This is a genomic window from Shewanella sp. ALD9 (assembly GCF_002836315.1).
Classification (GTDB): domain Bacteria; phylum Pseudomonadota; class Gammaproteobacteria; order Enterobacterales; family Shewanellaceae; genus Shewanella.
Genome location: NZ_PJCD01000001.1, coordinates 1 through 26,812, shown reverse-complemented (window position 1 = coordinate 26,812; position 26,812 = coordinate 1). Strand labels below are relative to the sequence as shown.

24 protein-coding genes and 4 tRNA genes are annotated in these 26,812 nt (G+C 43.2%); 1 reads left to right on the top strand and 27 read right to left on the bottom strand.

What is annotated here, in order from left to right; all coding sequences use genetic code 11:
• The 25 genes from rpsC to CXF88_RS00020 all read right to left on the bottom strand — a co-directional run bounded on the left by rpsC (nucleotide 1) and on the right by CXF88_RS00020 (nucleotide 22,870).
• The gene (gene rpsC, locus CXF88_RS00140) at nucleotides 1-690 is read right to left on the bottom strand and encodes a 30S ribosomal protein S3 (RefSeq protein WP_011635645.1); all 690 of its coding nucleotides are present in this window, start codon (nucleotides 688-690) and stop codon (nucleotides 1-3) included.
• A gap of 12 nt (nucleotides 691-702) precedes the next feature.
• Nucleotides 703-1,035 (bottom strand): 50S ribosomal protein L22, encoded by a 333-nt coding sequence (rplV, locus tag CXF88_RS00135; protein ID WP_011635644.1) that lies wholly within the window; start codon nucleotides 1,033-1,035, stop codon nucleotides 703-705.
• A gap of 15 nt (nucleotides 1,036-1,050) precedes the next feature.
• Nucleotides 1,051-1,329 carry a 30S ribosomal protein S19 gene (gene rpsS / locus CXF88_RS00130; RefSeq protein ID WP_006083596.1) on the bottom strand — a complete coding sequence of 93 codons (279 nt, stop codon included), beginning with the start codon at nucleotides 1,327-1,329 and terminating at the stop codon, nucleotides 1,051-1,053.
• A gap of 14 nt (nucleotides 1,330-1,343) precedes the next feature.
• The gene (gene rplB / locus CXF88_RS00125) at nucleotides 1,344-2,168 is read right to left on the bottom strand and encodes a 50S ribosomal protein L2 (RefSeq protein WP_011635643.1); all 825 of its coding nucleotides are present in this window, start codon (nucleotides 2,166-2,168) and stop codon (nucleotides 1,344-1,346) included.
• A gap of 16 nt (nucleotides 2,169-2,184) precedes the next feature.
• Complete coding sequence (gene rplW, locus CXF88_RS00120; protein WP_011635642.1) at nucleotides 2,185-2,487, bottom strand: 50S ribosomal protein L23; 303 nt, start codon at nucleotides 2,485-2,487, stop codon at nucleotides 2,185-2,187.
• On the bottom strand, nucleotides 2,484-3,089 hold the full coding sequence (gene rplD / locus CXF88_RS00115) for a 50S ribosomal protein L4 (RefSeq protein WP_011635641.1): 606 nt from the start codon (nucleotides 3,087-3,089) through the stop codon (nucleotides 2,484-2,486). Before rplD ends, rplW begins: the two co-directional genes overlap by 4 nt.
• Before the next feature lie 17 nt (nucleotides 3,090-3,106).
• A complete protein-coding gene (gene rplC, locus CXF88_RS00110) occupies nucleotides 3,107-3,745 on the bottom strand; it encodes a 50S ribosomal protein L3 (protein ID WP_101033710.1) in 639 nt (212 codons plus the stop codon).
• Between the two features lie 27 nt (nucleotides 3,746-3,772).
• The gene (gene rpsJ, locus CXF88_RS00105; RefSeq protein WP_011635639.1) at nucleotides 3,773-4,084 is read right to left on the bottom strand and encodes a 30S ribosomal protein S10; all 312 of its coding nucleotides are present in this window, start codon (nucleotides 4,082-4,084) and stop codon (nucleotides 3,773-3,775) included.
• Nucleotides 4,085-4,437: 353 nt separating this feature from the next.
• A complete protein-coding gene (gene tuf, locus CXF88_RS00100) occupies nucleotides 4,438-5,622 on the bottom strand; it encodes an elongation factor Tu (protein ID WP_011635638.1) in 1,185 nt (394 codons plus the stop codon).
• 69 nt (nucleotides 5,623-5,691) lie between these two features.
• Nucleotides 5,692-7,788 (bottom strand): elongation factor G, encoded by a 2,097-nt coding sequence (gene fusA / locus CXF88_RS00095; protein WP_101084803.1) that lies wholly within the window; start codon nucleotides 7,786-7,788, stop codon nucleotides 5,692-5,694.
• A gap of 79 nt (nucleotides 7,789-7,867) precedes the next feature.
• Complete coding sequence (rpsG, locus tag CXF88_RS00090) at nucleotides 7,868-8,338, bottom strand: 30S ribosomal protein S7 (RefSeq protein ID WP_011635636.1); 471 nt, start codon at nucleotides 8,336-8,338, stop codon at nucleotides 7,868-7,870.
• A gap of 82 nt (nucleotides 8,339-8,420) precedes the next feature.
• On the bottom strand, nucleotides 8,421-8,795 hold the full coding sequence (rpsL, locus tag CXF88_RS00085; RefSeq protein ID WP_059746616.1) for a 30S ribosomal protein S12: 375 nt from the start codon (nucleotides 8,793-8,795) through the stop codon (nucleotides 8,421-8,423).
• Between the two features lie 177 nt (nucleotides 8,796-8,972).
• The gene (gene rpoC / locus CXF88_RS00080) at nucleotides 8,973-13,199 is read right to left on the bottom strand and encodes a DNA-directed RNA polymerase subunit beta' (protein WP_101084802.1); all 4,227 of its coding nucleotides are present in this window, start codon (nucleotides 13,197-13,199) and stop codon (nucleotides 8,973-8,975) included.
• Nucleotides 13,200-13,281: 82 nt separating this feature from the next.
• Complete coding sequence (gene rpoB / locus CXF88_RS00075; protein ID WP_101084801.1) at nucleotides 13,282-17,313, bottom strand: DNA-directed RNA polymerase subunit beta; 4,032 nt, start codon at nucleotides 17,311-17,313, stop codon at nucleotides 13,282-13,284.
• Between the two features lie 235 nt (nucleotides 17,314-17,548).
• On the bottom strand, nucleotides 17,549-17,914 hold the full coding sequence (gene rplL, locus CXF88_RS00070) for a 50S ribosomal protein L7/L12 (RefSeq protein ID WP_101084800.1): 366 nt from the start codon (nucleotides 17,912-17,914) through the stop codon (nucleotides 17,549-17,551).
• Between the two features lie 54 nt (nucleotides 17,915-17,968).
• Nucleotides 17,969-18,469, bottom strand: a complete 501-nt coding sequence (gene rplJ, locus CXF88_RS00065; protein ID WP_011635631.1) for a 50S ribosomal protein L10 — start codon at nucleotides 18,467-18,469, stop codon at nucleotides 17,969-17,971.
• 276 nt (nucleotides 18,470-18,745) lie between these two features.
• Entirely contained in the window at nucleotides 18,746-19,447 is a 702-nt protein-coding gene (gene rplA, locus CXF88_RS00060; protein ID WP_059746618.1) for a 50S ribosomal protein L1, read from the bottom strand.
• 4 nt (nucleotides 19,448-19,451) lie between these two features.
• On the bottom strand, nucleotides 19,452-19,880 hold the full coding sequence (rplK, locus tag CXF88_RS00055; protein WP_011635629.1) for a 50S ribosomal protein L11: 429 nt from the start codon (nucleotides 19,878-19,880) through the stop codon (nucleotides 19,452-19,454).
• A gap of 129 nt (nucleotides 19,881-20,009) precedes the next feature.
• Entirely contained in the window at nucleotides 20,010-20,561 is a 552-nt protein-coding gene (gene nusG, locus CXF88_RS00050; protein WP_011635628.1) for a transcription termination/antitermination protein NusG, read from the bottom strand.
• A gap of 10 nt (nucleotides 20,562-20,571) precedes the next feature.
• Entirely contained in the window at nucleotides 20,572-20,943 is a 372-nt protein-coding gene (secE, locus tag CXF88_RS00045) for a preprotein translocase subunit SecE (protein WP_011635627.1), read from the bottom strand.
• 267 nt (nucleotides 20,944-21,210) lie between these two features.
• The gene (gene tuf, locus CXF88_RS00040) at nucleotides 21,211-22,395 is read right to left on the bottom strand and encodes an elongation factor Tu (protein ID WP_101084799.1); all 1,185 of its coding nucleotides are present in this window, start codon (nucleotides 22,393-22,395) and stop codon (nucleotides 21,211-21,213) included.
• Nucleotides 22,396-22,511: 116 nt separating this feature from the next.
• Nucleotides 22,512-22,584 (bottom strand) — tRNA-Ile (locus CXF88_RS00035).
• A gap of 9 nt (nucleotides 22,585-22,593) precedes the next feature.
• A tRNA-Gly gene (locus tag CXF88_RS00030) sits at nucleotides 22,594-22,667 on the bottom strand.
• Between the two features lie 35 nt (nucleotides 22,668-22,702).
• A tRNA-Tyr gene (locus CXF88_RS00025) sits at nucleotides 22,703-22,787 on the bottom strand.
• Nucleotides 22,788-22,794: 7 nt separating this feature from the next.
• Nucleotides 22,795-22,870: transfer RNA gene (locus tag CXF88_RS00020), tRNA-Thr, on the bottom strand.
• Between the two features lie 223 nt (nucleotides 22,871-23,093).
• Between CXF88_RS00020 and coaA the strand changes: the two genes are divergently transcribed.
• On the top strand, nucleotides 23,094-24,044 hold the full coding sequence (gene coaA, locus CXF88_RS00015) for a type I pantothenate kinase (RefSeq protein ID WP_101084798.1): 951 nt from the start codon (nucleotides 23,094-23,096) through the stop codon (nucleotides 24,042-24,044).
• 37 nt (nucleotides 24,045-24,081) lie between these two features.
• Here coaA and birA read toward each other — a convergent pair whose 3' ends face one another.
• Together birA and murB are read right to left on the bottom strand one after the other, a co-directional pair.
• A complete protein-coding gene (gene birA, locus CXF88_RS00010; protein ID WP_101084797.1) occupies nucleotides 24,082-25,044 on the bottom strand; it encodes a bifunctional biotin--[acetyl-CoA-carboxylase] ligase/biotin operon repressor BirA in 963 nt (320 codons plus the stop codon).
• On the bottom strand, nucleotides 25,041-26,057 hold the full coding sequence (gene murB / locus CXF88_RS00005) for a UDP-N-acetylmuramate dehydrogenase (RefSeq protein ID WP_101084796.1): 1,017 nt from the start codon (nucleotides 26,055-26,057) through the stop codon (nucleotides 25,041-25,043). Before murB ends, birA begins: the two co-directional genes overlap by 4 nt.
• Nucleotides 26,058-26,812 lie beyond the last annotated feature (755 nt).

Sequence of the window (26,812 nt, the reverse complement as noted above, 5' to 3'; positions counted from 1 at the left end):
CTATTTACCACGAGGCTTACGCTTAGGTTGCTGCTTAGGCTCTTCAATAGCAGGTACTAAACCGTCTAGAACTTCGCCTTTGAAGATCCAAACTTTAATACCAATCACACCGTATTGAGTGTGACTTTCTGCGGTTGAATAGTCGATATCAGCACGCAAAGTATGCAAAGGTACACGACCTTCACGATACCATTCTGCACGCGCAATTTCAGCGCCGCCTAAACGGCCGCTCACTTGAACTTTGATACCTTGAGCACCAATGCGCATTGCGTTTTGTACAGCGCGCTTCATAGCACGACGGAACATAACACGACGCTCTAACTGCTGAGCAATAGAGTCAGCAACGAGCTTAGCGTCTAATTCAGGCTTACGGATCTCAGCGATGTTGATTTGAGCAGTAGTACCAGTGATTTTAGACACATAGGCACGTAATACTTCAACGTCTTCACCTTTCTTACCAATCACAATACCTGGACGGGCAGTGTGAATAGTAACGCGGATGCTTTTCGCTGGGCGTTCAATAACAATCTTAGATACTGATGCGGCCTTTAACTTTTCAGTTAAATATTGACGCACTTCCCAGTCGCTGTTCAGATTATTTGCATAGTCTGACTTATCTGCGTACCAGGTAGAGATCCAAGGCTTAGTGATACCCAGACGGATACCATTAGGATGTACTTTCTGTCCCATTGCTCTCTTCTCCTAGCGATCTGCTACAACCACAGTGATGTGACTGGTACGCTTCATGATACGATCAGCGCGGCCTTTAGCACGTGGCATGATACGCTTCATTGTTGGGCCTTCATCTACGAAGACGGCTCCAACTTTAAGCTCATCAATGTCAGCACCTTCGTTGTGTTCGGCGTTTGCGATAGCTGAGTCAAGTACTTTTTTTACTAGTACGGCGGCTTTCTTGGGGCTGAATGTCAAAATCTCGAGTGCCTTAGAAACAGGCAATCCGCGAATTTGATCAGCAACTAGACGGGCCTTCTGCGCAGACGTACGAGCAAAACGATGTTTAGCTAAAACTTCCATCTTATTCCTCCCGTATTAACGCTTCTTCGCTTTCTTATCTGCAGCATGGCCGCGATAAGTGCGAGTTGGTGAAAATTCACCAAGCTTGTGGCCGATCATTTCGTCAGTTACGAACACAGGTACGTGCTGACGACCATTATGGACAGCGATGGTCAACCCAATCATATTAGGGATGATCATTGAGCGACGAGACCAAGTCTTAATTGGCTTTTTGTCTCCCGCTTCCATCGCTTTCTCTACCTTCTTCAGCAAGTGCAGGTCAATGAAGGGACCTTTCTTGAGAGAACGTGGCATGGCGAATCCTCTTACTATTTATTACGACGACGTACGATGTACTTATCAGTGCGCTTGTTGCTACGAGTTTTATAACCCTTAGTCGGCACACCCCATGGACTCACTGGATGACGTCCACCAGAAGTACGGCCTTCACCACCACCATGTGGATGGTCTACTGGGTTCATTGCAACACCTCGAACTGTAGGGCGTACGCCTCTCCAGCGCTTAGCACCTGCTTTGCCTAACTGGCGTAGCATGTGCTCGGCATTACCAACTTCACCAAATGTCGCGCGGCAATCTACTGGAACTTTACGCATTTCGCCAGAGCGAAGACGTAGAGTTGCATAAGCACCATCACGAGCAACAACTTGTACATAAGCACCAGCTGAACGTGCGATTTGAGCGCCTTTACCAGGCTTCATTTCGACAGCGTGTACAACACTACCTACTGGAATGTTGCGTAACGGTCTAGCGTTACCAGTCTTGATTTCTGCATCCAAGCCAGATTGGATTGGGTCGCCAGCTTTCATGCCTTTTGCAGCAAGAATATAACGACGCTCACCATCTGCATACAGTACTAGCGCGATGTGCGCTGTACGGTTTGGATCGTATTCAAGACGTTCAACTTTCGCAGGGATACCATCTTTGTTGCGTTTGAAGTCAACAATACGATAGTGCTGCTTATGTCCACCACCTACGTGGCGTACAGTGATACGGCCAGTATTATTACGGCCACCACTTTTAGTTTTTTTCGCCAACAGGCCAGCAAAAGGTTTACCCTTATGCAGGTCCGTATTCACCACTTTAACTACGTGGCGACGACCTGGAGAGGTTGGCTTACACTTAATAACTGCCATGATAATTCTCCTTTGCTTATTCAGCGCCGCCGACGAAATCGATTTCAGCACCAGCAGCTAAAGTAACATAAGCTTTTTTCCAATCGATACGACGACCTACACGGCCACCGGTACGCTTGGTTTTGCCTTTATTAACTAAAGTGCGAACAGAATCAACTTCAACTTCAAATAGCTTCGCTACTGCAGCTTTAATCTCTGCTTTAGTTGCATCGATGGCTACGCGGAAAACTACAGTGTTGTTTTTCTCAGCAAGCACAGTACTCTTTTCAGAGATATGTGGACCAAGAATAACTTTTAGCAAACGTTCTTCGCGGATCATGCTAGCATCTCCTCGATTTGCTTCACTGCATCAGCAGTAACAAGAACAGTGTTGAACGCAATTAGACTAACTGGGTCAAGACCCGCTACGTCACGCACGTCAACTTTGTATAAGTTGCGAGCTGCTAAGAATAAATTCTCATCAACTTCAGCTGTAACAATTAGAACATCTTCTAAGTTCATTGCTTTTAATTTAGCTTTCAGCTCTTTAGTTTTAGGAGCTTCAACACCAAACGATTCAACAACAACTAGACGCTCTTGACGTACCAATTCAGAGAATATGCTCTTTAGAGCACCACGGTACATCTTCTTGTTAACTTTTTGGCTGTGATCTTGTGTTTTAGCAGCGAATGTTACGCCACCGCCACGCCAGATTGGGCCTTTAACACTACCGGCACGAGCGCGGCCTGTGCCTTTCTGGCGCCAAGGCTTTTTGCCTGAGCCAGTTACTTCCGCACGAGTCTTTTGAGCACGAGTGCCCTGACGCGCGTTTGCAGCATATGCTACAACTACCTGATGAACCAATGCCTCGTTAAAGTCACGGCCGAAGGTAGTTTCGGAAACTTCAAGAGCGCTCTGGGCGTCTTTCAATACCAATTCCATTACTATCTCCTCAGACCTTAAGCTTTAACTGCTGGCTTGATAATCAAGTCACCATTGGTAGCGCCTGGAACTGCGCCGCGTACTAACAACAAGTTACGCTCTGCATCAACACGTACTACGTGTAGATTTTGAGTTGTTACTTGCTCAGCACCCATATGGCCTGACATTTTCTTGCCTTTGAATACACGACCAGGCGTTTGGTTCTGACCGATAGAACCATTCGAACGGTGTGCCAAAGAGTTACCATGTGTCATATCTTGAGTACGGAAGTTCCAACGCTTAACGCCGCCTTGGAAACCTTTACCTTTTGATTGACCAGTAACATCTACTTTCACTGTCTCAGCGAAAATATCAACATTAATTTCAGCACCAACTTCAATGCCTTCGCCTTCACCATCTGCTAAACGCATTTCCCACAAACCACGACCAGCTTCTACGCCGCCCTTGGCAAAGTGACCTGCTTCTGCTTTAGTGATGCGATTGGCTTTTTTGGTACCAGTAGTCACTTGAAGTGCACGATAACCGTCTGTTTCTAAAGTTTTCACTTGAGTAACGCGGTTGCCTGCAATCTCGATTACTGTTACAGGGATTGACGTACCATCTTCAGTGAAGATGCGAGTCATACCCACTTTACGACCAATAAGACCGATAGCCATCTCTCAAACCTCTTCTAAGGATCTCAATTAACCTAAGCTAATCTGAACGTCGACACCAGCCGCAAGATCTAAACGCATTAATGCGTCTACAGTCTTTTCTGTTGGCTCTACGATGTCAACTAAACGCTTGTGGGTACGAATTTCGTACTGATCACGAGCATCTTTATTAACGTGCGGAGAGATCAAAACGGTATAACGCTCTTTGCGAGTAGGTAGTGGAATTGGACCACGAACCTGCGCGCCTGTACGCTTAGCAGTTTCAACGATTTCCGCTGTAGACTGATCAATTAAACGATGATCAAAGCCTTTCAAGCGGATACGGATTCTTTGGTTCTGCATTGACCAGAGCTCCTAAAATGGACATATAAAAAATCACCCTCTAGCTTCTTCCTAATGGAAAAGCAGAGCGAGATGATTTAACCGTTCGACTCCCAATCGGAGTCGCTGTGAAAATGAGTAACCTACTTGGTTAAACATTATAATTTACGCTGCACTAGTCAGCGAGTGGGCAATTATACAGATCTTCTTTCTAAGATCAAGCCCATTGTGTAAATAGTCTTCTAAAAGTCTTCTTACAATCAACTGCCGCGCATTCTACACATTTTATGTGTTAATGCTACTAATGATTGCTACTTTTTGGAAATAAAAAAGGAAGCCTAAGCTTCCTTTTTTAGTGTCCACTAAACTCGCTATTACGCGATAATTTTAGCTACAACACCTGCACCAACTGTACGGCCACCTTCACGGATAGCGAAACGTAAACCGTCGTCCATCGCGATTGGGTAAATCAGAGTAACGACCATCTTGATGTTATCACCAGGCATAACCATTTCTACGCCTTCTGGTAACTCAATTGTGCCTGTTACGTCTGTTGTACGGAAGAAGAACTGTGGACGGTAGCCTTTGAAGAATGGAGTATGACGTCCGCCTTCTTCTTTTGACAACACGTAAACTTCTGATTCGAAAGTTGTGTGTGGGTTAATTGAACCAGGCTTAGCTAGTACTTGACCACGTTCTACGTCATCACGCTTAGTACCACGTAATAACACACCACAGTTTTCGCCAGCACGACCTTCGTCAAGTAGCTTGCGGAACATTTCTACACCAGTACACGTTGTTTTAGTTGTTGGACGAACACCAACAATTTCAACTTCGTCTGATACGCGAACGATACCACGTTCAACACGACCTGTTACCACTGTACCACGACCTGAAATCGAGAATACGTCTTCGATTGGTAGTAGGAATGGCTTATCGATGTCACGAGCTGGTTCTGGAATATAAGTATCTAGGGCTTCTGCAAGCTCAAGAATTTTTGCTTCCCACTCTGGCTGGCCTTCTAGTGCCTTAAGAGCTGAACCTTGAATTACTGGTAAATCATCACCTGGGAAGTCGTATTCTGAAAGAAGCTCACGCACTTCCATTTCTACTAATTCTAGTAATTCTTCGTCATCTACCATGTCACATTTGTTCATGAATACGATGATGAAAGGTACGCCTACTTGACGTGAAAGCAAGATGTGCTCACGTGTCTGTGGCATTGGGCCGTCTGTAGCAGCAACTACTAAGATTGCGCCGTCCATCTGTGCAGCACCGGTAATCATGTTTTTAACATAATCCGCGTGACCTGGACAATCTACGTGTGCGTAGTGACGAATTGGTGTGTCATATTCGATGTGAGAAGTATTAATTGTAATACCGCGCTCACGCTCTTCTGGAGCGTTATCGATTTGAGCGAAGTTTTTAACTTCACCACCATAAGTTTTAGACAAAACGGCAGAGATTGCTGCTGTTAAAGTTGTTTTACCATGGTCAACGTGACCAATGGTGCCCACGTTTACGTGAGGCTTAATACGTTCAAATTTAGCTTTTGCCACGATATATTCCTTTCTTTTCAGAAGTGCTCGATTAATTCGAGCAATATAACATTGATGCCGTAACCAATATTAGTTACGAGATTCTATAATCGCTTTTGCAATGTTTTGCGGTGCATCTGCGTACTTCAAAAACTCCATAGAGTATGAGGCACGACCCTGAGATGCAGAGCGCAAATCAGTCGCATAACCAAACATTTCAGATAGAGGCACTACTGCATGGACAAGTTTAACACCTGCGATGCCATCGTCCATACCTTCAATTATGCCACGACGGCGGTTTAAATCACCCACAACATCGCCCATATAATCTTCAGGTGTAGTTACTTCTACTTTCATACAAGGTTCGAGCAACACAGGGGTCGCTTCTAGCGCACCCTTTTTGAAGCCCATAGAACCTGCAATTTTGAACGCCATTTCGTTCGAGTCCACATCATGATATGAACCATCAAACAAACTGACTCTCACATCAAGTACAGGATAGCCGGCTAATACGCCATTCTTCATCTGTTCTTGAATACCTTTGTCAACGGCAGGAATGAATTCACGAGGAACTACACCACCTACAATCTCGTTAACAAATTCGTAGCCCGCACCCTCTTCGAGTGGTTCAATTCTTAACCAAACATGACCAAATTGGCCACGTCCGCCAGATTGACGTACGAATTTACCTTCCACTTCTACTTTAGAACGAATTGTTTCACGGTAAGCAACCTGAGGTTTACCTACGTTACACTCTACACCAAATTCGCGACGCATACGGTCAACGATAATGTCTAGATGCAATTCGCCCATACCAGATATTAGTGTTTGTGCCGACTCTTCATCAGTCTCAACTTTGAATGATGGATCTTCTGCTGCTAATTTTTGCAGCGCAATTCCCATTTTATCTTGGTCTGCTTTTGAACGTGGCTCAACGGCTATGGTAATTACGGGTTCAGGGAAATCCATGCGCTCAAGAATCACTCTGTGATTATTATCGCAAAGAGTATCACCGGTTGTTACATCTTTAAGACCGATAGCAGCTGCAATATCGCCAGCACGTACTTCTTTCAGTTCTGTTCGGTCATTTGCGTGCATTTGCACAATTCGACCTACTCGTTCACGTTTCTGCTTAACAGAATTATAAACACCAGCACCTGATTCAAGTACACCTGAATACACGCGGATAAAGGTCAGTGTACCAACAAATGGATCAGTCGCAATTTTAAATGCTAAAGCCGCAAAAGGGGCATTGTCATCTGGTGGGCGTTTTACTTCATTTTCGCTTTCATCGATACCTGTAATTGCAGGAACATCAATAGGCGCGGGTAAGAAGTCAACTACCGCATCGAGTACCGCTTGCACACCTTTGTTCTTAAATGCAGAACCGCAAGTGGCTAACACGATCTCATTGTTAATTGTGCGCTGACGCAACGCTGTTTTGATCTCGACTTCTGACAACTCACCTTCTTCAAGGTATTTGTTCATCAGTTCATCTGAGGCTTCAGCTGCTGCTTCCACGAGATACTCATGCATTTCTGCAGCTTTTGCCGCTAGATTTGCAGGAATGTCTTCATAAGTGAAGGTCATACCCTGATCTGTTTCAGACCAGTTAATGGCTTTCATCTTAATTAAATCAATAACACCCTTGAAGTTTTCTTCTGTACCAATGTTCAATTGAATCGGCACACAAGTCGCGCCAAGGCGGTTACGAATTTGATTTATTACACGGTCAAAATCTGCACCTGCACGGTCCATCTTATTAACAAACACCAAACGCGGAACGTGGTATTTGTCAGCTTGACGCCATACTGTTTCAGATTGTGGTTCAACGCCTGACGAGCCGCAAAATACTACTACAGCGCCATCGAGTACGCGTAATGAACGCTCGACTTCAATAGTGAAGTCTACGTGACCTGGGGTATCGATGATATTAATTCGGTGTTCAGCGAATTGAGCCTCCATTCCGCGCCAAAATGTGGTTACAGCAGCTGAGGTGATAGTAATACCACGCTCTTGCTCTTGTACCATCCAATCTGTCGTGGCGGCGCCGTCATGCACCTCACCGATTTTATGAGACATACCGGTATAGAACAGAACACGTTCTGTTGTGGTAGTTTTACCTGCATCCACATGAGCTACAATACCGATATTACGATAACGCTCAATTGGGGTTGTACGAGCCACTATTTATACCCTCTCAACTAAAGCTTTTGGCTTTAGCAATATCAACAATATGGAGCGGACCGAAGTCCGCTCCATCATATTACCAACGGTAATGGGCAAAGGCTTTGTTAGCTTCAGCCATGCGATGCACGTCTTCACGCTTCTTAACCGCAGTACCTTTGTTTTCAGACGCATCTAGCATTTCACCTGCTAGACGTAGAGCCATAGATTTTTCACCACGCTTGCGAGCAGCTTCAACTAACCAGCGCATCGCTAGTGCGTTACGACGCACTGGACGAACTTCACATGGTACTTGATAAGTAGAACCACCAACACGACGAGATTTAACTTCGACTGATGGGCGAACGTTATCAAGGGCTGCTTCAAGGATACTTAAATGATTTTCGCTTTTCTTTTCAGCGACAACATCTAGTGCCTTGTAGATAATTTTTTCTGCAGTCGACTTTTTGCCGTCCTGCATAATGACGTTGATGAACTTAGCCAACAACTCACTGTGAAACTTTGGATCTGGTAGGATTTTACGTTGTCCTACAACGCGACGTCTTGGCATATTAATTCTCCGTATGCTTCAGGTATTTCCAAAACTGGAATGTCAAATAAATACTAGCTTGGCCTTACTTAAACGGGATACGTTAAGACTTAGGACGCTTAGCACCGTACTTAGAACGGCCTTGGCGACGTGAAGTCACGCCAGCACAGTCTAATGCGCCACGAACAGTGTGGTAACGCACACCGGGTAAGTCTTTAACACGACCACCACGGATTAGGATTACACTGTGCTCTTGCAAGTTATGGCCTTCACCACCGATATACGAAGTTACTTCGAAACCGTTAGTTAGACGCACACGAGCTACTTTACGTAGTGCAGAGTTAGGTTTTTTAGGTGTTGTAGTGTACACACGAGTACAAACACCACGTTTTTGTGGACACGCATTCAACGCAGGCACATTAGTCTTTTCGACTTTTGGCGAGCGTGGCTTACGTACCAACTGGTTAACAGTTGCCATGTATAGCTCCGAAAGTTGATTTAAGCTCAACAATTAGGTGTGAAAAATCTATATCCCACAATGGTGGGACGCGGAATTTTAGAAAGGTAATGGCTGCCTGTCAAGAAATAGACAACTTTTCGTGCAAATTCCAATAAAAAAGGCGCCATTGGCGCCTTTTTTTAACAAAATACTAACTTAATCTTGGCTACCGGCCAGATTTAGTAGATCTGCTAGGTTCTTTTCAGCTTCGCTTGCGGTTACTGTAGTAGTTTCCACTTTGCCACGAGAGCTTAATACTTTAGCACGTTCTTCGTTACGGGTTTTGTGATAAGCATAACCTGTACCTGCTGGGATCAAACGACCTACGATTACGTTTTCTTTCAAACCACGTAATGGATCGCTCTTACCGCCAACGGCCGCTTCAGTTAACACACGAGTGGTTTCCTGGAACGATGCAGCAGAGATGAATGATTCAGTTGCCAAAGAAGCTTTGGTAATACCGAGTAATTCACGTTCAAACGTTGCAGGTGTTTTACCTTGAGCGATTAGCTCACGGTTAGCAATCTTCACGCGTGATACTTCTGCTTGCTCACCTTCTAAGAACTCAGTGTCGCCTGTTGAAGTGATTAGACACTTACGTAACATTTGACGAATGATAACTTCGATGTGCTTATCGTTGATCTTAACGCCCTGTAGACGGTAAACGTCCTGTACTTCGTTCACAATGTAGTTTGCTACGTTGTGGATACCACGAAGACGCAAGATGTCATGAGCCGCTTCTGGACCGTCTGCAATAACTTCACCACGTTCGACTTTTTCACCTTCGAACACGTTCAAGTTACGCCACTTAGGGATCATCTCTTCATAATGTTCACTACCATCTGCAGGAGTGATCACTAGACGACGTTTACCCTTAGTTTCCTTACCGAACGAGATAGTACCAGAGATTTCTGCAAGAATTGCAGGCTCTTTTGGTTTACGCGCTTCGAATAAGTCAGCAACACGTGGTAGACCACCGGTGATGTCGCGAGTTTTAGACGATTCTTGTGGAATACGTGCTAATGGGTCACCAACGTTGATTTTTGCGTTATCATCTTTCGATACAATCGCGTTACCCGGTAAGAAGTATTGAGCTGGTACTTCAGTACCAGGGATCATTAAGTCATTACCATCTGCATCAACTAAGCGAATTGCTGGACGCAATTCTTTACCGGCTGAAGTACGCGCACCAACATCGAGCACAACGACAGAAGATAGACCCGTTAACTCATCTGTTTGACGCGTCATAGTGACACCGTCAATCATGTCAACGAACTTCACACTACCTGCAACTTCAGAAATAATTGGGTGAGTATGTGGATCCCAGTTAGCGATGATTTCGCCAGCTGCAACTTCACTCTCTTCCAACTTCTCTAAAACTGTACCGTAAGGCACTTTATAACGCTCTTTCTCACGACCTAGCTCATCGATGATGGCTAACTCAGAAGAACGCGATACGATAACGAGCTTACCGTCGATGTTAGAGACATGCTTAGCATTGTGTAACTTCAGAGAACCGGCGTTCTTAACTTGAACGTTGTTTTCTGCAGAAGCTCGAGATGCCGCACCACCAATGTGGAAGGTACGCATGGTTAACTGTGTACCAGGCTCACCGATAGACTGTGCTGCAACAACACCAATAGCTTCACCGTGGTTAATAATATGACCACGCGCCAAGTCACGACCATAACACGCTGCACACACACCGAAGTCTGTGTCACAGGTAATTACAGAACGTACAATCACTTCATCAATACTGTGTTCTTCTAACGTATTACACCATGCTTCATCAAGAAGTGTGTTGCGTGGAGCAAGCACTTCATCAGTACCAGGCTTCATTACGTCAAGAGCAACCACACGACCTAGAACACGTTCACGTAATGGCTCAACAACATCACCACCTTCAATAAGCGGTTTCATTGTAAGACCATGCTCAACACCACAGTCATCTTCGATAACCACTAAGTCTTGTGCAACGTCTACTAAACGACGAGTTAGATAACCCGAGTTAGCTGTCTTCAATGCTGTATCGGCAAGACCTTTACGCGCACCGTGAGTAGAAATAAAGTACTGAAGTACGTTTAGACCTTCACGGAAGTTAGCCGTAATTGGGGTTTCGATGATTGAGCCATCTGGCTTAGCCATCAAACCACGCATACCCGCTAACTGACGGATCTGTGCAGCACTACCACGAGCGCCCGAGTCAGCCATCATATAGATGCTGTTAAACGAAGCTTGTTGCTCAGGTACGCCATCACGGTTAATCACTGTCTCAGTTGACAGGTTTTCCATCATCGCTTTTGAAACTTTTTCGTTCGCGCTTGCCCAGATATCGATAACTTTGTTGTAACGCTCACCGGCAGTAACAAGACCTGACTGGAACTGCTCTTGAATTTCAAGTACTTCAGCTTCAGCGTCTGCTACTAAGGTGTATTTCTCGTCTGGAATAACCATGTCATCGATACCAACAGAGGCACCAGAAATGGTTGCAAAACGGAAACCTGTATACATCAATTGGTCAGCAAAGATAACGGTATCTTTAAGACCTAGTTGACGATAACAAGTGTTCAACAGCTTAGAAATCTGTTTCTTACCCATGTTTTGGTTAACCAAATCATACGATAAGCCTTCAGGCAAAATTAATGATAAAAGAGCACGACCCACAGTCGTATCAATGATACGAGTTGCTTTCGTTCTTTCGCCATCTTCTGCGATGTTCGTTTCAGTAATACGCACTTTAACGCGAGCATGTAGTTCAGCAACACCAGTAGCGTAAGCTTTTTCTACTTCTGACACATCAGCGAATGCCATACCTTCACCGCGACCGTTAATACATTCACGGCTGGTGTAGTACAAGCCTAATACAACGTCCTGAGACGGAGTAATTACTGGCTCACCGTTAGCTGGTGACAAAATGTTGTTGGTAGACATCATTAGCGCACGAGCTTCTAACTGAGCTTCAAGCGTTAATGGTACGTGAACCGCCATTTGGTCACCGTCGAAGTCGGCGTTGTATGCCGCACAAACTAACGGATGCAATTGAATTGCTTTACCTTCAATCAGTACAGGTTCAAATGCTTGAATACCCAGTCTGTGAAGTGTTGGTGCACGGTTAAGCATTACTGGATGTTCACGAATTACTTCGTCTAACACATCCCATACTTCAGCCTGTTCGCGTTCAACCATTTTCTTAGCAGCTTTAATCGTAGTCGCTAAACCACGCGCTTCTAATTTACCGTAAATGAATGGTTTGAATAGCTCAAGCGCCATCTTCTTAGGAAGACCACACTGATGCAGACGTAAAGTAGGACCTACGGTAATTACCGAACGGCCTGAATAGTCAACACGCTTACCAAGTAAGTTCTGACGGAAACGACCTTGCTTACCCTTGATCATATCAGCAAGAGATTTAAGCGGACGCTTGTTAGAACCGGTAATAGCACGACCGCGACGACCGTTGTCTAATAGCGCATCAACTGACTCTTGTAACATACGTTTTTCGTTACGTACGATAATGTCAGGCGCAGCTAAATCTAACAGACGCTTTAAGCGGTTGTTACGGTTAATCACACGACGATAAAGATCGTTAAGATCAGATGTCGCGAAACGACCACCATCTAACGGCACTAATGGACGTAGATCAGGTGGAAGAACCGGTAATACTTTTAAGATCATCCACTCTGGCTTGTTGCCAGATGTGAAGAATGCTTCCATCAGCTTAAGGCGCTTAGTGACCTTCTTGCGACGGGTTTCAGAGTTAATTGAAGGCAATTCTTCACGCATTTGCTCGATCTGTTCAGCTAAGTTGATAGCACGTAGCAATTCAAGAACTGCTTCAGCACCCATCTTAGCTTCAAACTCGTCACCGTATTCTTCTAACGCATCAAGATACGTTTCTTCGGTTAGCATTTGGCCGCGTTCAAGCGTGGTCATGCCAGGCTCGATCACAACAAATGATTCGAAATACAGTACGCGTTCAATATCACGTAACGTCATATCTAGCATTAAGCCGATACGTGACGGAAGTGATTTTAAGAACCAAATGTGGGCAACTGGGCTAGCCAGATCAATGTGACCCATGCGCTCACGACGCACTTTAGTCTGGGTAACTTCTACGCCACACTTTTCACAAATAACACCACGATGCTTCAAACGCTTGTATTTACCACACAAACATTCGTAATCTTTAACTGGACCAAAGATACGCGCACAGAACAAACCTTCACGTTCAGGCTTGAATGTACGGTAGTTAATGGTTTCTGGCTTCTTTACTTCACCAAAAGACCAAGAACGGATTAGGTCTGGCGAGGCCAAACCAATTTTTATACCGTTAAATTCTTCAGTCTTACTTTGCTGTTTAAGAAACTTTAATAAGTCTTTCACGTTTCTCTCCTGAAGGAGTTAAACCAGGTGCTTTGCTGCTGCAAAGCACCCTTGGTTACCAAACATTGCTTAAGTGCGATGCTTACTCTTGGTCCAACTCGATATTAATACCAAGTGAACGAATTTCCTTCAACAATACGTTGAAAGACTCAGGCATGCCTGGTTGCATCTGATGGTTACCGTCGACGATGTTTTTATACATCTGAGTACGACCGTTAACGTCATCTGACTTAACTGTTAGCATTTCTTGTAGAGTATAAGCAGCACCATATGCTTCAAGTGCCCACACTTCCATCTCACCGAAACGCTGACCACCGAATTGAGCTTTACCGCCCAATGGTTGTTGAGTCACTAAGCTGTATGAACCCGTAGAACGAGCATGCATCTTGTCATCAACTAAGTGGTTCAATTTAAGCATATACATGTAACCAACGGTTACTTTACGCTCAAATTCGTTACCGGTACGGCCGTCACATAATGTCAACTGACCAGACTCAGGTAAGCCTGCAAGAGCAAGCATTTGCTTGATCTCTTTCTCTTTAGCACCGTCGAATGCTGGTGTAGCAATTGGAATACCACCTTTAAGGTTGGTAGCCAAGCGCACAACTTCATCATCAGTAAACGAATCGATATCAACGCGCTGAAGCACGTCATCACCTAATTCGTACACTTGCTTGATGTAACCACGAAGTTCGGCAATTTCACGCTGCTCTTCAAGCATAGCAGTAATCTTATTACCGATACCCTTAGCTGCTGCGCCCATGTGGACTTCAAGTACCTGACCGATGTTCATACGCGATGGTACGCCCAATGGGTTAAGTACGATGTCTACAGGGTTACCTTCTTCATCGTATGGCATGTCTTCAACAGGACAAATCTTCGAGATAACACCTTTGTTACCATGACGACCTGCCATCTTGTCACCAGGCTGGATAGTACGTTTAACTGCAAGGTAAACCTTAACAATCTTCAATACACCAGGAGCCAAGTCATCACCTTGGGTGATCTTACGACGCTTGATTTCAAATGTCTTATCAAAGTCAGCTTTTAGCTCTTCGTGCTGTTCAGCTAACTGCTCTAATTCAGTTTGTTTGGTTTCATCGTCGATAACTTGAATCAATACGTCTTTACGTGGTATCTCAGCTAACTTAGCTTCAGAATAACCCACAGACAGTAACAAGTTACGTGCACGGCCCAATACGCCTTCTTCAAGGATCTTGAACTCTTCGCCTAAGTCTTTACGAGCTTGGCGAACATGCATGTCTTCAATTTCAAGCGCACGTTTGTCTTTCTCAACGCCGTCACGGGTAAATACCTGTACGTCGATGATGGTGCCTTTAACTGAGTTAGGAACACGTAATGAGCTGTCCTTAACGTCAGAAGCTTTTTCACCAAAAATAGCTCGGAGTAGTTTCTCTTCAGGGGTTAACTGTGTTTCACCCTTAGGTGTCACTTTACCCACTAGAATGTCGCCACCCTTCACTTCTGCACCAATATAAACGATACCTGATTCATCTAGTTTAGATAAAGCAGACTCACCTACGTTTGGAATATCAGCAGTGATTTCTTCGCTACCCAATTTAGTATCACGAGCAATACAAGAAAGCTCTTGGATATGGATAGTAGTGAAACGGTCTTCTTGCGCTACGCGCTCAGAAATTAAGATCGAATCTTCGAAGTTATAACCGTTCCAAGGCATGAACGCGATACGCATGTTCTGACCAAGAGCCAAATCACCTAAATCGGTAGATGGACCATCAGCCAATACGTCACCACGAACCACAGGCTCACCAACAGAACAACAAGGACGTTGGTTAATACAAGTGTTTTGGTTTGAACGGGTATATTTAGTTAGGTTATAAATGTCGATACCGGCTTCACCTGCGTGTAGCTCATCTTCATTTACTTTAACTACGATACGGCTAGCATCAACATAATCAACCACACCGCCACGTTTAGCAGCTACAACCACACCAGAGTCAACAGCAAGAGTACGTTCAATACCCGTTCCGACTAACGGCTTATCAGCACGTAAAGTTGGTACTGCTTGACGTTGCATGTTTGCACCCATCAATGCGCGGTTAGCATCATCGTGTTCTAAGAACGGAATTAATGATGCTGCAACAGAAATAATCTGTTGTGGAGATACGTCCATATACTGAACATCAGCTGCGCGCATAAAGGTAGATTCACCTTTGTGACGACAAGCAATTTGTTCTTCTGCCATACGGCCATCAGCATCAACTTCAATGTTAGCCTGAGCAATAACGTAACGACCTTCTTCGATTGCTGATAAGTATTCAACATCATCAGTAATCACACCATCAACCACTTTGCGGTAAGGTGTTTCTAAGAAGCCGTAAGAGTTAGTACGCGCAAAACTTGCTAACGAGTTGATTAGACCAATGTTTGGACCTTCAGGGGTCTCAATTGGACATAAACGACCGTAGTGAGTTGGATGTACGTCACGAACTTCGAAACCAGCACGCTCACGAGTCAAACCACCTGGGCCAAGCGCAGAAATACGACGCTTATGCGTTACTTCTGATAGCGGGTTGTTTTGATCCATAAACTGTGACAACTGTGAAGAACCAAAGAATTCTTTCACTGCCGCAGAAATTGGCTTAGCGTTAATTAAGTCTTGTGGCATAAGCTCGTTTAAATCGCCTAAAGATAGACGTTCACGAACAGCACGCTCAACACGGACTAAACCAACACGGAACTGGTTTTCAGCCATTTCACCAACGCTACGAATACGACGGTTACCTAAGTGGTCAATATCGTCGACTTCATCATAACCGTTACGGATTTCGATGATTTTCTTCATAACAGATACGATGTCTTCTTTAGACAACACACCGTTACCTTCGTCTTCAGCAATCTCAAGACGACGGTTGAACTTCATACGACCTACTTTAGATAAGTCATAACGTTCTTCACTAAAGAATAGGTTTTGAAATAAACCTTCAGCTGCATCTTTGGTTGGTGGCTCACCAGGACGCATCATACGATAGATTTCAACTAGCGCTTCTAAGCGGTTAGTTGTTGAATCAATTCGTAATGTGTCAGCAATGTAAGCACCGTGATCAAGATCATTGATAAATAATGTATCAATATTCTTAATACCAGCAAGTGATAGCTTAGCTAAATCTTCTAAGGTAATCTCGCTGTTTGCAGTCACTAACACTTCACCGGTATCTTCATCGATGTAGTCTTGAGCAGCATACTTACCAACAATATAATCTACTGGCACTTCTAGTTCAGTAGTGTTGGTTTTTTCAAGTTGCTTAATGTGACGTGCAGTAATGCGACGACCAGCTTCAACCAATAAAGCGCCTTCAGCATCTTTAATGTCATAGCCAGCAGTTTCACCACGTAGGCGGTCAGGCACAAGTGCCATGACTAATGATTCTTTTTTAATCTTAAACTCAATACGCTCGAAGAATAAATCGAGGATATCTTGAGTAGAATATTCAAGCGCACGTAAAATGATCGTTGCCGGTAATTTACGACGACGGTCGATACGAACGAATAGAGCATCTTTAGGATCAAATTCAAAGTCAAGCCATGAACCACGGTAAGGAATAATACGTGCGTTATACAGCACCTTACCAGAAGAGTGGGTTTTACCACGGTCATGATCAAAGAACACACCTGGAGAACGGTGTAACTGAGACACGATTACACGCTCAGTACCGTTAATAACGAAAGTACCGTTATTCGTCATCATAGGAATATCACCCATGTAGACTTCTTGCTCTTTAATGTCTTTAACAGTGCCAGCAGCAGCTTCACGGTCAAACAACACCATGCGTAATTTAACGCGTAGTGGTGCCGAATAAGTTACACCGCGGATCTGACATTCTTTCACATCAAAAACTGGCTCACCTAGCTTGTAGCTGACATATTGCAGCTCAGAATAGCCAGAAAAGCTCTTGATAGGAAAAACGCTACGGAATGCGGCTTCTAAGCCACGCTCACCCGTAGGGTCATGATCGGTGAACTTCTTAAAAGAGTCTAACTGGATAGACAATAAATAAGGGATGTCCAAAACTTTTGGACGCTTACCAAAGTCTTTGCGAATACGCTTCTTTTCAGAATAGGAGTAAACCATGGGTTTCCTCTGCTTACGAGATGTGACCAAGACTGAAATTAATATTAATTAAATCAGCACGTTTGCCTATCACCCTTGTTGACAAGAACCTAACCAGTAATCTCTGCTAGGGACTGTTAAAACTGGCGACAAAAGGTGAAAAAAATCGCCTGCGCATAAAGCGCAAAAAAGGCCAACGGTTAAAAAACCGTCAGCCTTCACCCAATCACTTGGGTGATGCAAGCTAAATTATAGCTTACTTAACTTCAACAGAAGCACCAGCGGCTTCTAGATCAGCTTTAAGAGTTGCAGCTTCTTCTTTAGACACAGCTTCTTTAACTGCGATTGGAGAAGATTCAGCCATAGTCTTAGCTTCTTTCAGGCCTAAACCTGTAGCGCTACGAAGAGCTTTAATAACAGCTACTTTGTTTTCGCCGAATGAAGTAAGTACTACGTCAAATTCTGTTTGCTCTTCAGCAACAACAGCATCGCCGCCGCCTGAAACTACTGCAGCAGCAGCAGAAACGCCGAATTTCTCTTCCATAGCTTCGATTAGTTCAACTACTTCCATTACAGACATTGCTGCAAAAGCTTCTAACATTTGGTCTTTAGTGATAGACATTAGAAATATTTCCTATTGTTCTGAATTCAATTTTATTAAGCTGCCAGCCTAAAATTAAGCGGCGTCTTGTTTTTGATCGCGAAGGGCGGCCAATGTACGAACGAACTTGCCAGCAGATGCTTCTTTCATAGTCATCATCAACTGAGCTAGTGCTTCTTCGTATGTTGGTAGTTTCGCTAAACGATCAATATCAGCTGCAGGGATAAACATCCCTTCGAAAGCTGCACCTTTAACTTCAAATTTTGCTTGACCCTTAGCGAAGTCTTTTAAAAGACGCGCTGCAGCACCTGGATGCTCGTTAGAGAAAGCTATTAAAGTTGGGCCAGTGAACGTTTCTGCTAGGCACTCAAAAGCTGTACCTTGAACTGCACGACGAGCAAGGGTGTTACGTACTACACGTACAAACACACCATTTTCGCGAGCAGCTTTACGCAGACCGGTCATAGCACCTACAGTTACGCCACGTGAATCGGCAACAACTGCAGAAAGTGCACCTTTGGCAGCTTCGTTGACTTCAGCAACAATTGCCTGTTTGTCTTCGAGTCTTAATGCCATTGGCTTTACTCCTGGATTCTACCTAGGGAATTTTCCCTAGTATTTACCAAATTAAACACTTATGTGTTTAATTACTTACGGTGCAGATTTTCCAGTAAAAAAATTTAGCTGGGGCCTGACACCGTCTACGCTGGAAATTAAGTTAATCTTACGATTAACACCTGCGGTCTTGGACGGAAACCGACTCTAATATGCAAAAATTTAAAAACTAATGCATAAAAGCGGCTTCAACCCACAAAGTGCGCGCATTATAGACTAATACGCGCGCTTTGTATATTACTTCGCTTCTTCCAGAGAACTCTGGTCGATAGCAACACCTGCACCCATAGTGGTAGAGATGCTAATCTTTTTCACGTAAATGCCTTTAGCAACTGCAGGCTTAGCCTTTTTCAGTGCTGACACTAACGATTCTAAGTTTTCTCTCAACTGCTCAGTTGTAAAAGTTACTTTACCGATAGTTGTATGAATAATACCGTTTTTGTCGTTTCTGTAACGAACTTGACCCGCTTTGGCATTCTTAACTGCTTCAGCAACGTTTGGCGTTACTGTACCAGTTTTAGGGTTAGGCATTAAACCACGTGGGCCTAAGATTTGACCTAACATACCAACAACGCGCATTGCATCTGGAGATGCGATAACAACGTCAAAGTTCATTTCGCCAGCTTTAACTTTTTCAGCTAAATCTTCCATACCCACTAGTTCAGCGCCAGCAGCGATAGCAGCTTCAGCGTTTGCACCTTGTGTGAATACAGCAACACGAACATCACGACCAGTACCATGTGGAAGTACAGTAGCACCACGCACGTTTTGATCTGATTTACGAGGATCGATACCTAGATTAACAGCTACGTCAACACTCTCAACAAATTTAGCAGTCGCTAATTCTTGTAAAAGTACTACGGCTTCGTTGATGTCATACAATTTTGTTGCATCAACTTTTTCGCGGATAACGCGAGCACGCTTAGTTAGCTTTGCCATTATATTAATCCTCTACTACCAAACCCATTGAACGTGCAGTACCTTCAATTGAGCGAGTCATCGCTTCAATATCAGCACCAGTCATATCAGCAGCTTTAGTTTCAGCAATTTCCTGAACTGCGCTACGCTTGATAGTACCTACTTTTTGAGTATTAGGACGGCCAGAACCTGATTTCAGACCAACTGCTTTAAGCAGTAAGAAAGATGCAGGTGGAGTCTTAGTTTCAAAAGTGAAAGAACGGTCATTATATACAGTGATAACAACAGGAATTGGCATACCTTTTTCGAACTTTTCAGTACGAGCGTTGAATGCTTTACAGAATTCCATGATGTTCACACCTTTTTGACCTAAAGCAGGTCCAACTGGTGGAGACGGGTTTGCAGCGCCAGCTGCTACTTGTAGCTTAATATAAGCTTCAATTTTCTTTGCCATGTCGACATTTCCTCAATTTGGGTTCAAACGCATGTTGGCGACATGCCAATACGCTCCCCTGAAAACAACGGGTGCGAATTATATAAAAATACGCACCCGCAAACAATGTTTATTTTGTAGTTATTTTAATCAGCTTTTTTCAACTTGATTAAAATCTAATTCTACTGGTGTTGAACGACCGAAAATCATCACCGAAACTTTAATACGGTTCTTTTCATAATCGACTTCTTCAATAGTACCGTTAAAGTCAGCAAATGGACCGTCACAAACACGGACAACTTCACCTGGCTCGTACATAATACGATGAGTTGGTGATTCAACAGTGTCTTGAAGACGTTGAAGAATAGCGTCAGCTTCCTTGTCAGAAATCGGTGCAGGGCGATCTGATGTACCACCAATAAAGCCCATTACACGTGGAATACTTTTGACTAAGTGCCAGCTATCGTCGTTCATTTCCATCTGGACTAATACATAACCAGGGAAAAACTTACGCTCACTCTTACGACGTTGACCTGCACGCATTTCAACAACTTCTTCGGTAGGAACTAAAATCTCACCGAAGTATTCTTCCATATTGTGCATTTTGATATGTTCAAGCAGTGTTTTAAGTACACGGCCTTCATAGCCCGAAAAGGCTTGGATCACATACCATCTTTTTTTCGCTTCTGTAACTTCAGTCATTTTCAGATGCCTATACGCCAGTAATTAAATTGACTACTCGTAACAATATAGCATCTAATCCCCAAAGGATTAATGCCATTACTGCAGTAGCTGCAAGTACTATAAAGGTAGTGTTTAGCGCCTCTTGGCGAGTTGGCCAAACGACTTTACGCACTTCAATATGGGCTTCTCTAGCAAAAGATTGTGCCTGCTTACCCTTGCTTGTCTGCAGTGCAATGATGCCTGCAATAGCGAAGGCAATAATTACCCCAGCAACACGAGCTACAACATTAGCGTCTGCATAAAATTGATTGCCTATAACAGCAGTAGCAATTAGCAATGCAGCTATGCCCCACTTAACGATATCCAAAGAATTACTCTGGTTTTCAGTATTTGTTGTCATCGGTTAATTCCGTTACTCACTACGACCTGGGCTTAGCTTGGTAAACAACATATTTACCAAATCCGCATTTCCGAACTTTCCCAGAAAATGCATAAGCACAGGGTCAAAAATCGGCCATAGATTGTATTCTTATTCAGCTTTATTCGCAACAATACAGGTAAAGTAAGAGCAATAAATCAATCAAAAATCGATTTTTGTTACTAACCTCACCCTAAAAATAAAAAAGGAAGCCTAAGCTTCCTTTTTTAGTGTTCACTAAACTCGCTATTACGCGATAATTTTAGCTACAACACCTGCACCAACTGTACGGCCACCTTCACGGATAGCGAAACGTAAACCGTCGTCCATCGCGATTGGGTAAATCAGAGTAACGACCATCTTGATGTTATCACCAGGCATAACCATTTCTACGCCTTCTGGTAACTCAATTGTGCCTGTTACGTCTGTTGTACGGAAGAAGAACTGTGGACGGTAGCCTTTGAAGAATGGAGTATGACGTCCGCCTTCTTCTTTTGACAACACGTAAACTTCTGATTCGAAAGTTGTGTGTGGGTTAATTGAACCAGGCTTAGCTAGTACTTGACCACGTTCTACGTCATCACGCTTAGTACCACGTAATAACACACCACAGTTTTCGCCAGCACGACCTTCGTCAAGTAGCTTGCGGAACATTTCTACACCAGTACACGTTGTTTTAGTTGTTGGACGAACACCAACAATTTCAACTTCGTCTGATACGCGAACGATACCACGTTCAACACGACCTGTTACCACTGTACCACGACCTGAAATCGAGAATACGTCTTCGATTGGTAGTAGGAATGGCTTATCGATGTCACGAGCTGGTTCTGGAATATAAGTATCTAGGGCTTCTGCAAGCTCAAGAATTTTTGCTTCCCACTCTGGCTGGCCTTCTAGTGCCTTAAGAGCTGAACCTTGAATTACTGGTAAATCATCACCTGGGAAGTCGTATTCTGAAAGAAGCTCACGCACTTCCATTTCTACTAATTCTAGTAATTCTTCGTCATCTACCATGTCACATTTGTTCATGAATACGATGATGAAAGGTACGCCTACTTGACGTGAAAGCAAGATGTGCTCACGTGTCTGTGGCATTGGGCCGTCTGTAGCAGCAACTACTAAGATTGCGCCGTCCATCTGTGCAGCACCGGTAATCATGTTTTTAACATAATCCGCGTGACCTGGACAATCTACGTGTGCGTAGTGACGAATTGGTGTGTCATATTCGATGTGAGAAGTATTAATTGTAATACCGCGCTCACGCTCTTCTGGAGCGTTATCGATTTGAGCGAAGTTTTTAACTTCACCACCATAAGTTTTAGACAAAACGGCAGAGATTGCTGCTGTTAAAGTTGTTTTACCATGGTCAACGTGACCGATGGTGCCCACGTTTACATGGGGCTTTTTACGTTCAAATTTAGCTTTTGCCATGGTATTGCCTCAGTCCAATTATCTTGGTGATGAAAACACATATAGTAAAAATCCGATGCATAAAAATGACATCGAATCGATTGTTTAGGGTTAGGAAGTTTATTCATGACATGGGATGTTGATAGGCAGATTCGTACTGCCGACCTCACCCTCATCAAGGGTGCGCTCTACCAACTGAGCCATATCAGCGAACAAATTTGGAGCGGATGGCGGGAATCGAACCCGCGTTATCAGCTTGGAAGGCTGGAGTAATACCATTATACGACATCCGCGCAACCTATTTTAGGCTACCTAACTACCTAGAAAGTGGTGGAGGGAGAAGGATTCGAACCTTCGAAGGCTGAGCCGTCAGATTTACAGTCTGATCCCTTTGGCCACTCGGGAACCCCTCCAGAAAAATGGTGCCGGCACCAAGAGTCGAACTCGGGACCTACTGATTACAAGTCAGTTGCTCTACCAACTGAGCTATGCCGGCGTGTCATTTCGGGTTCGGATATTAGGTAAATGTGCCTCGGAGTGCAATAGGAAAATGATAAAAAACCAAAAAAAAGTTTCAAATGACGTTTTTTTACACTCGTTTCACTTAGAAAGTGTGATTTATAGGCAAATGTAATGGGCGATGAAGACAAATGAGGAGCAAACTATTGTCGCCATTTATTCGATAGTGTAATGTGCCTGACCAACCTAGAGGAATGGTTATGAATCCAATTAACTCAATACAAGATGCACTCTACTTTGCTTTTCAGCGCGAGCATTGGGCTGAATTACGTAAATCAGTGCCGCTCACATTGAGTCAGGCTGAATTAGAAAACCTGCGTGGTATGAATGAAAAGCTGTCTTTAGACGAAGTCACTGACATTTACCTTCCTCTCAGCCGTTTACTGAATTTATTTGTCGGCTCAAAACAACAGCGTGGACTTGTTCTTGATAAGTTTCTGGAGCAAAAAGCTTCCCCTGGTCCTTATATCATTAGTATCGCAGGAAGTGTCGCCGTTGGTAAGAGTACCACAGCGCGTATATTACAAACGTTATTGCAACGTTGGCCTGAGCATCCTAAAGTTGATTTAGTCACCACAGATGGTTTTTTATATCCCTTGGCAGACCTTAAACGTAAAGGGTTACTCCAACGTAAAGGTTTTCCTGAAAGTTACGACATGAAAATGTTGGTAGAATTCATTTCGGCAGTTAAAGCGGGACAGAAAGAGATTCTTGCACCGCTTTATTCACATGTTACATACGATAGATGTCACGACGAGCATCAAGCCATCCGTCAGCCTGATATTTTAATTTTAGAAGGGCTAAATGTGCTGCAAACGGGTTTAGATACCCCAATAGACACAAGAAGGCCATTTGTATCAGATTTTGTTGATTTTTCAATTTACGTCGATGCTGATGAGTCGTTGTTAAAAGATTGGTATAAACAGCGGTTTTTGCAATTTAGAACTGGTGCATTTAGTGATCCAAACTCATTTTTTCATCACTATTCATCTTTAACCGATGATGAGGCGAATGTGATTGCTGCTAATATTTGGGATACCATTAATGGCCCAAATTTATCATTAAACATTCAACCAACACGAGAGCGGGCCCACCTCATTTTGCAAAAAGGTCCCAACCATTTAATGGACCGAGTTTTACTTAGAAAATAATAACATATGAGCCTATTCCTAGGCTCATTTCTGGCATCTACATTACTGCTCTAAGGCTAATTTCACCGCCAAGATAACGTGTAAGCCCTTGCTCGTTTTCAAGCAATAAAGCCCCTTGCTCATCAATACCTCGACAAGTACCGTTAACTGAATTAGGTGCCATTAGCAGTGATACTTCACGGCCAATAAATAAATCAAATTCATTCCAACGTTCTAAGAATGCACCCAACCCTTTCAGCTCAAACAGCTGTAAATCACTCTTAAGGGTTTGATGTAATTTAATTAATAGCTCCGTTTTATCTGGCATATTCACCAAACTAGATAGATCGTTCCATGGCTGGTCTATTAGCTCCCCCTGCTCTACAGACATACTCATATTGATACCAAAACCAATGACTAATTCTGTTTTATTAGCGGATGAATTACAAACCTCAACTAAAATTCCAGCCAATTTTTTATGATCAAGGTAGATATCATTTGGCCATTTCAGCCCTAACCCCTCAACCCCAAAGTCAGCTAGAGATTTAACAATGGAACAACCAACAACTAAACTTAAACCACTGGCATGACTAATATCATTATTTAAACGCCAAAACATTGAAGCATAAATATGATGAGCATAAGGAGACAACCACTGACGCCCTCTTCGACCTCGACCAGCGGATTGATATTCAGCAATGCAAATATCTCCTGATTTTAATTCAGAGGCATGTCCAAGCATAAAAGCATTAGTACTGGTCGTTTCATCAAAATAAAAACAACGGCCATCAATTCCATTAACAAGATGAGACTCATTTACCAACGACACTGGATTTGCTAATTTGTAGCCTCTTCCTTTCACACTATAAATTTCGATACCATAATCTTTTAATGCATCTATATGCTGATTAATTGCCGCGCGAGTAAGCGATAAAGATTGCGCAATTACCTCACCAGAAACAAAACGTTCATGATGTAAACACGCTAAAATTTGGCGTTTACGTGACCAATGCTCATTCATTTTATTTCAATCTCCCCAACAGAGCCAATAATCCTAGGCTCAGGTTGTAATGTAACCGCAAATTTATCAAAAACCATCTGAATAATATGTTTCGCTAATTGGCATACTTCATTACCAGTTGCATAACCTAGGTTAACTAAAACCAAAGCTTGATCTTGATGGACTGCTGCACCACCGATATTAACGCCCTTCAAGCCAGCATGTTCAATTAGCCAACCTGCAGCAAGTTTGTAATGGTTATCAACCTGTCGATAACCCACTAAGGATCCATAACGACTTTTAAGTGAGTCATAGTCATCTATTGATACAACTGGGTTCTTAAAGAAACTTCCTACATTACCCAATATTTTAGGATCAGGCAGCTTAGATTGACGAACCATACAAACACAATCAAATATTTGTTGCGCCGATACATCTATAGCGTCTAAGTGTTGAAGAGGTCCATAACTTATCACCGGCACCCACTTTTTAGCCAATTTTAGGGTCACCTCAGTAATAACGACTAAGTTCATAAGTTGTTGTTTAAAAATGGATTCACGATAACCAAAGTGACATTGTTCGTTATTATAATGTACCAAGTTACCAGTATCGAGTTGTAAAAATTCAATCTTGTGACAATAACGATTAAACTCAACACCATAAGCACCGATATTTTGTATTGGCGCTGCGCCTACAGTTCCAGGGATCAGAGCCATATTTTCTAAACCATAAATATGTTTAGTTAAGCAATATTTAACTAATTGATGCCAATTTTCACCGGCTTGAACCGTGAGATAATAAAAATCATCATCTTCAATAATCGTAATGCCCTTGGTACTCACTTTAACCACAGTTCCCTGAAAATTGTCAGTAAATACGACGTTACTGCCTCCTCCGAGAATAAGCATGTTCTTTTGTTGTTGATACAACTCAAAACTTATCTTTATTAACTCCTCTTTGCTAGTCACTTCAACTAAAGAGTCGCAATACTGATTAAGGCCAAATGTGTTTAATGAAGTAAGCAAAATAGGCATAGATAGAAAGGCATCGTATTCAGAAATATATTGTTATTGTAGCAGGGAATAGCTAACAAATTAGCATGATTACCGCTAAAAAAGATCACAATCTAAAACGTTGTATCGATTAATGCCGCTACATACTCTGAGATACATCAGTCGAAATTAACTGATACAGTGCTAATTGCTTACGTAAAAATCCAGCTTATTTTATCAAGCCTCGCTCGACTGATTCTACCAATTTGGCCACAAATTATAGACGTAAAAAAAACCGTTACGTTAGTAACGGGCTTATCACTATTCTTTCGAGTCAATTAGGCGTCTGGAAATGACCTACTCTTGATTATCCCCGAAGGTGACGCATGGGTATATCGTTTGCATTATGATGGATGCTATCAATCACCATACCCTCAAATTTTGAACAAAAAAAACCGCTATATGATAACCGGCTGTTTCGCGACTATTGCAAGTCCATCAGGCCCCTGGAAATGACCTACTCTTTTATCCCCGAAGGGGACGCATGGGCATATTCGACAAACTGCTGTCATGTTTTGGCCAATAACAAACTCTACACTATAAATTGCAGACGTAAAAAAGCCCGCTAGATAATAACGAGCTGTTTCGCGACTCTTTCGAGTAATTAGGCGCCTAGAAATGACCTACTCACACATGGGCATATTCGACAAACTACTGTCATGTTTTGGCCAATAACAAACTCTATACTATAAATTGCAGACGTAAAAAAGCCCGTTACGTTAGTAACGGGCTTATCA

Excerpts from the sequence above, each read along its gene's own strand:
- rpsC (WP_011635645.1), bottom strand. The coding sequence starts at position 690 with ATGGGACAGAAAGTACATCCTAATGGTATCCGTCTGGGTATCACTAAG.
- rplV (WP_011635644.1), bottom strand. The coding sequence starts at position 1,035 with ATGGAAGTTTTAGCTAAACATCGTTTTGCTCGTACGTCTGCGCAGAAG.
- rpsS (WP_006083596.1), bottom strand. The coding sequence starts at position 1,329 with ATGCCACGTTCTCTCAAGAAAGGTCCCTTCATTGACCTGCACTTGCTG.
- rplB (WP_011635643.1), bottom strand. The coding sequence starts at position 2,168 with ATGGCAGTTATTAAGTGTAAGCCAACCTCTCCAGGTCGTCGCCACGTA.
- rplW (WP_011635642.1), bottom strand. The coding sequence starts at position 2,487 with ATGATCCGCGAAGAACGTTTGCTAAAAGTTATTCTTGGTCCACATATC.
- rplD (WP_011635641.1), bottom strand. The coding sequence starts at position 3,089 with ATGGAATTGGTATTGAAAGACGCCCAGAGCGCTCTTGAAGTTTCCGAA.
- rplC (WP_101033710.1), bottom strand. The coding sequence starts at position 3,745 with ATGGCTATCGGTCTTATTGGTCGTAAAGTGGGTATGACTCGCATCTTC.
- rpsJ (WP_011635639.1), bottom strand. The coding sequence starts at position 4,084 with ATGCAGAACCAAAGAATCCGTATCCGCTTGAAAGGCTTTGATCATCGT.
- rpsG (WP_011635636.1), bottom strand. The coding sequence starts at position 8,338 with ATGCCAAGACGTCGCGTTGTAGGACAACGTAAAATCCTACCAGATCCA.
- rpsL (WP_059746616.1), bottom strand. The coding sequence starts at position 8,795 with ATGGCAACTGTTAACCAGTTGGTACGTAAGCCACGCTCGCCAAAAGTC.
- rpoB (WP_101084801.1), bottom strand. The coding sequence starts at position 17,313 with ATGGTTTACTCCTATTCTGAAAAGAAGCGTATTCGCAAAGACTTTGGT.
- rplL (WP_101084800.1), bottom strand. The coding sequence starts at position 17,914 with ATGTCTATCACTAAAGACCAAATGTTAGAAGCTTTTGCAGCAATGTCT.
- rplJ (WP_011635631.1), bottom strand. The coding sequence starts at position 18,469 with ATGGCATTAAGACTCGAAGACAAACAGGCAATTGTTGCTGAAGTCAAC.
- rplA (WP_059746618.1), bottom strand. The coding sequence starts at position 19,447 with ATGGCAAAGCTAACTAAGCGTGCTCGCGTTATCCGCGAAAAAGTTGAT.
- rplK (WP_011635629.1), bottom strand. The coding sequence starts at position 19,880 with ATGGCAAAGAAAATTGAAGCTTATATTAAGCTACAAGTAGCAGCTGGC.
- nusG (WP_011635628.1), bottom strand. The coding sequence starts at position 20,561 with ATGACTGAAGTTACAGAAGCGAAAAAAAGATGGTATGTGATCCAAGCC.
- secE (WP_011635627.1), bottom strand. The coding sequence starts at position 20,943 with ATGACAACAAATACTGAAAACCAGAGTAATTCTTTGGATATCGTTAAG.
- tuf (WP_101084799.1), bottom strand. The coding sequence starts at position 22,395 with ATGGCAAAAGCTAAATTTGAACGTAAAAAGCCCCATGTAAACGTGGGC.
- coaA (WP_101084798.1), top strand. The coding sequence starts at position 23,094 with ATGAATCCAATTAACTCAATACAAGATGCACTCTACTTTGCTTTTCAG.
- birA (WP_101084797.1), bottom strand. The coding sequence starts at position 25,044 with ATGAATGAGCATTGGTCACGTAAACGCCAAATTTTAGCGTGTTTACAT.
- murB (WP_101084796.1), bottom strand. The coding sequence starts at position 26,057 with ATGCCTATTTTGCTTACTTCATTAAACACATTTGGCCTTAATCAGTAT.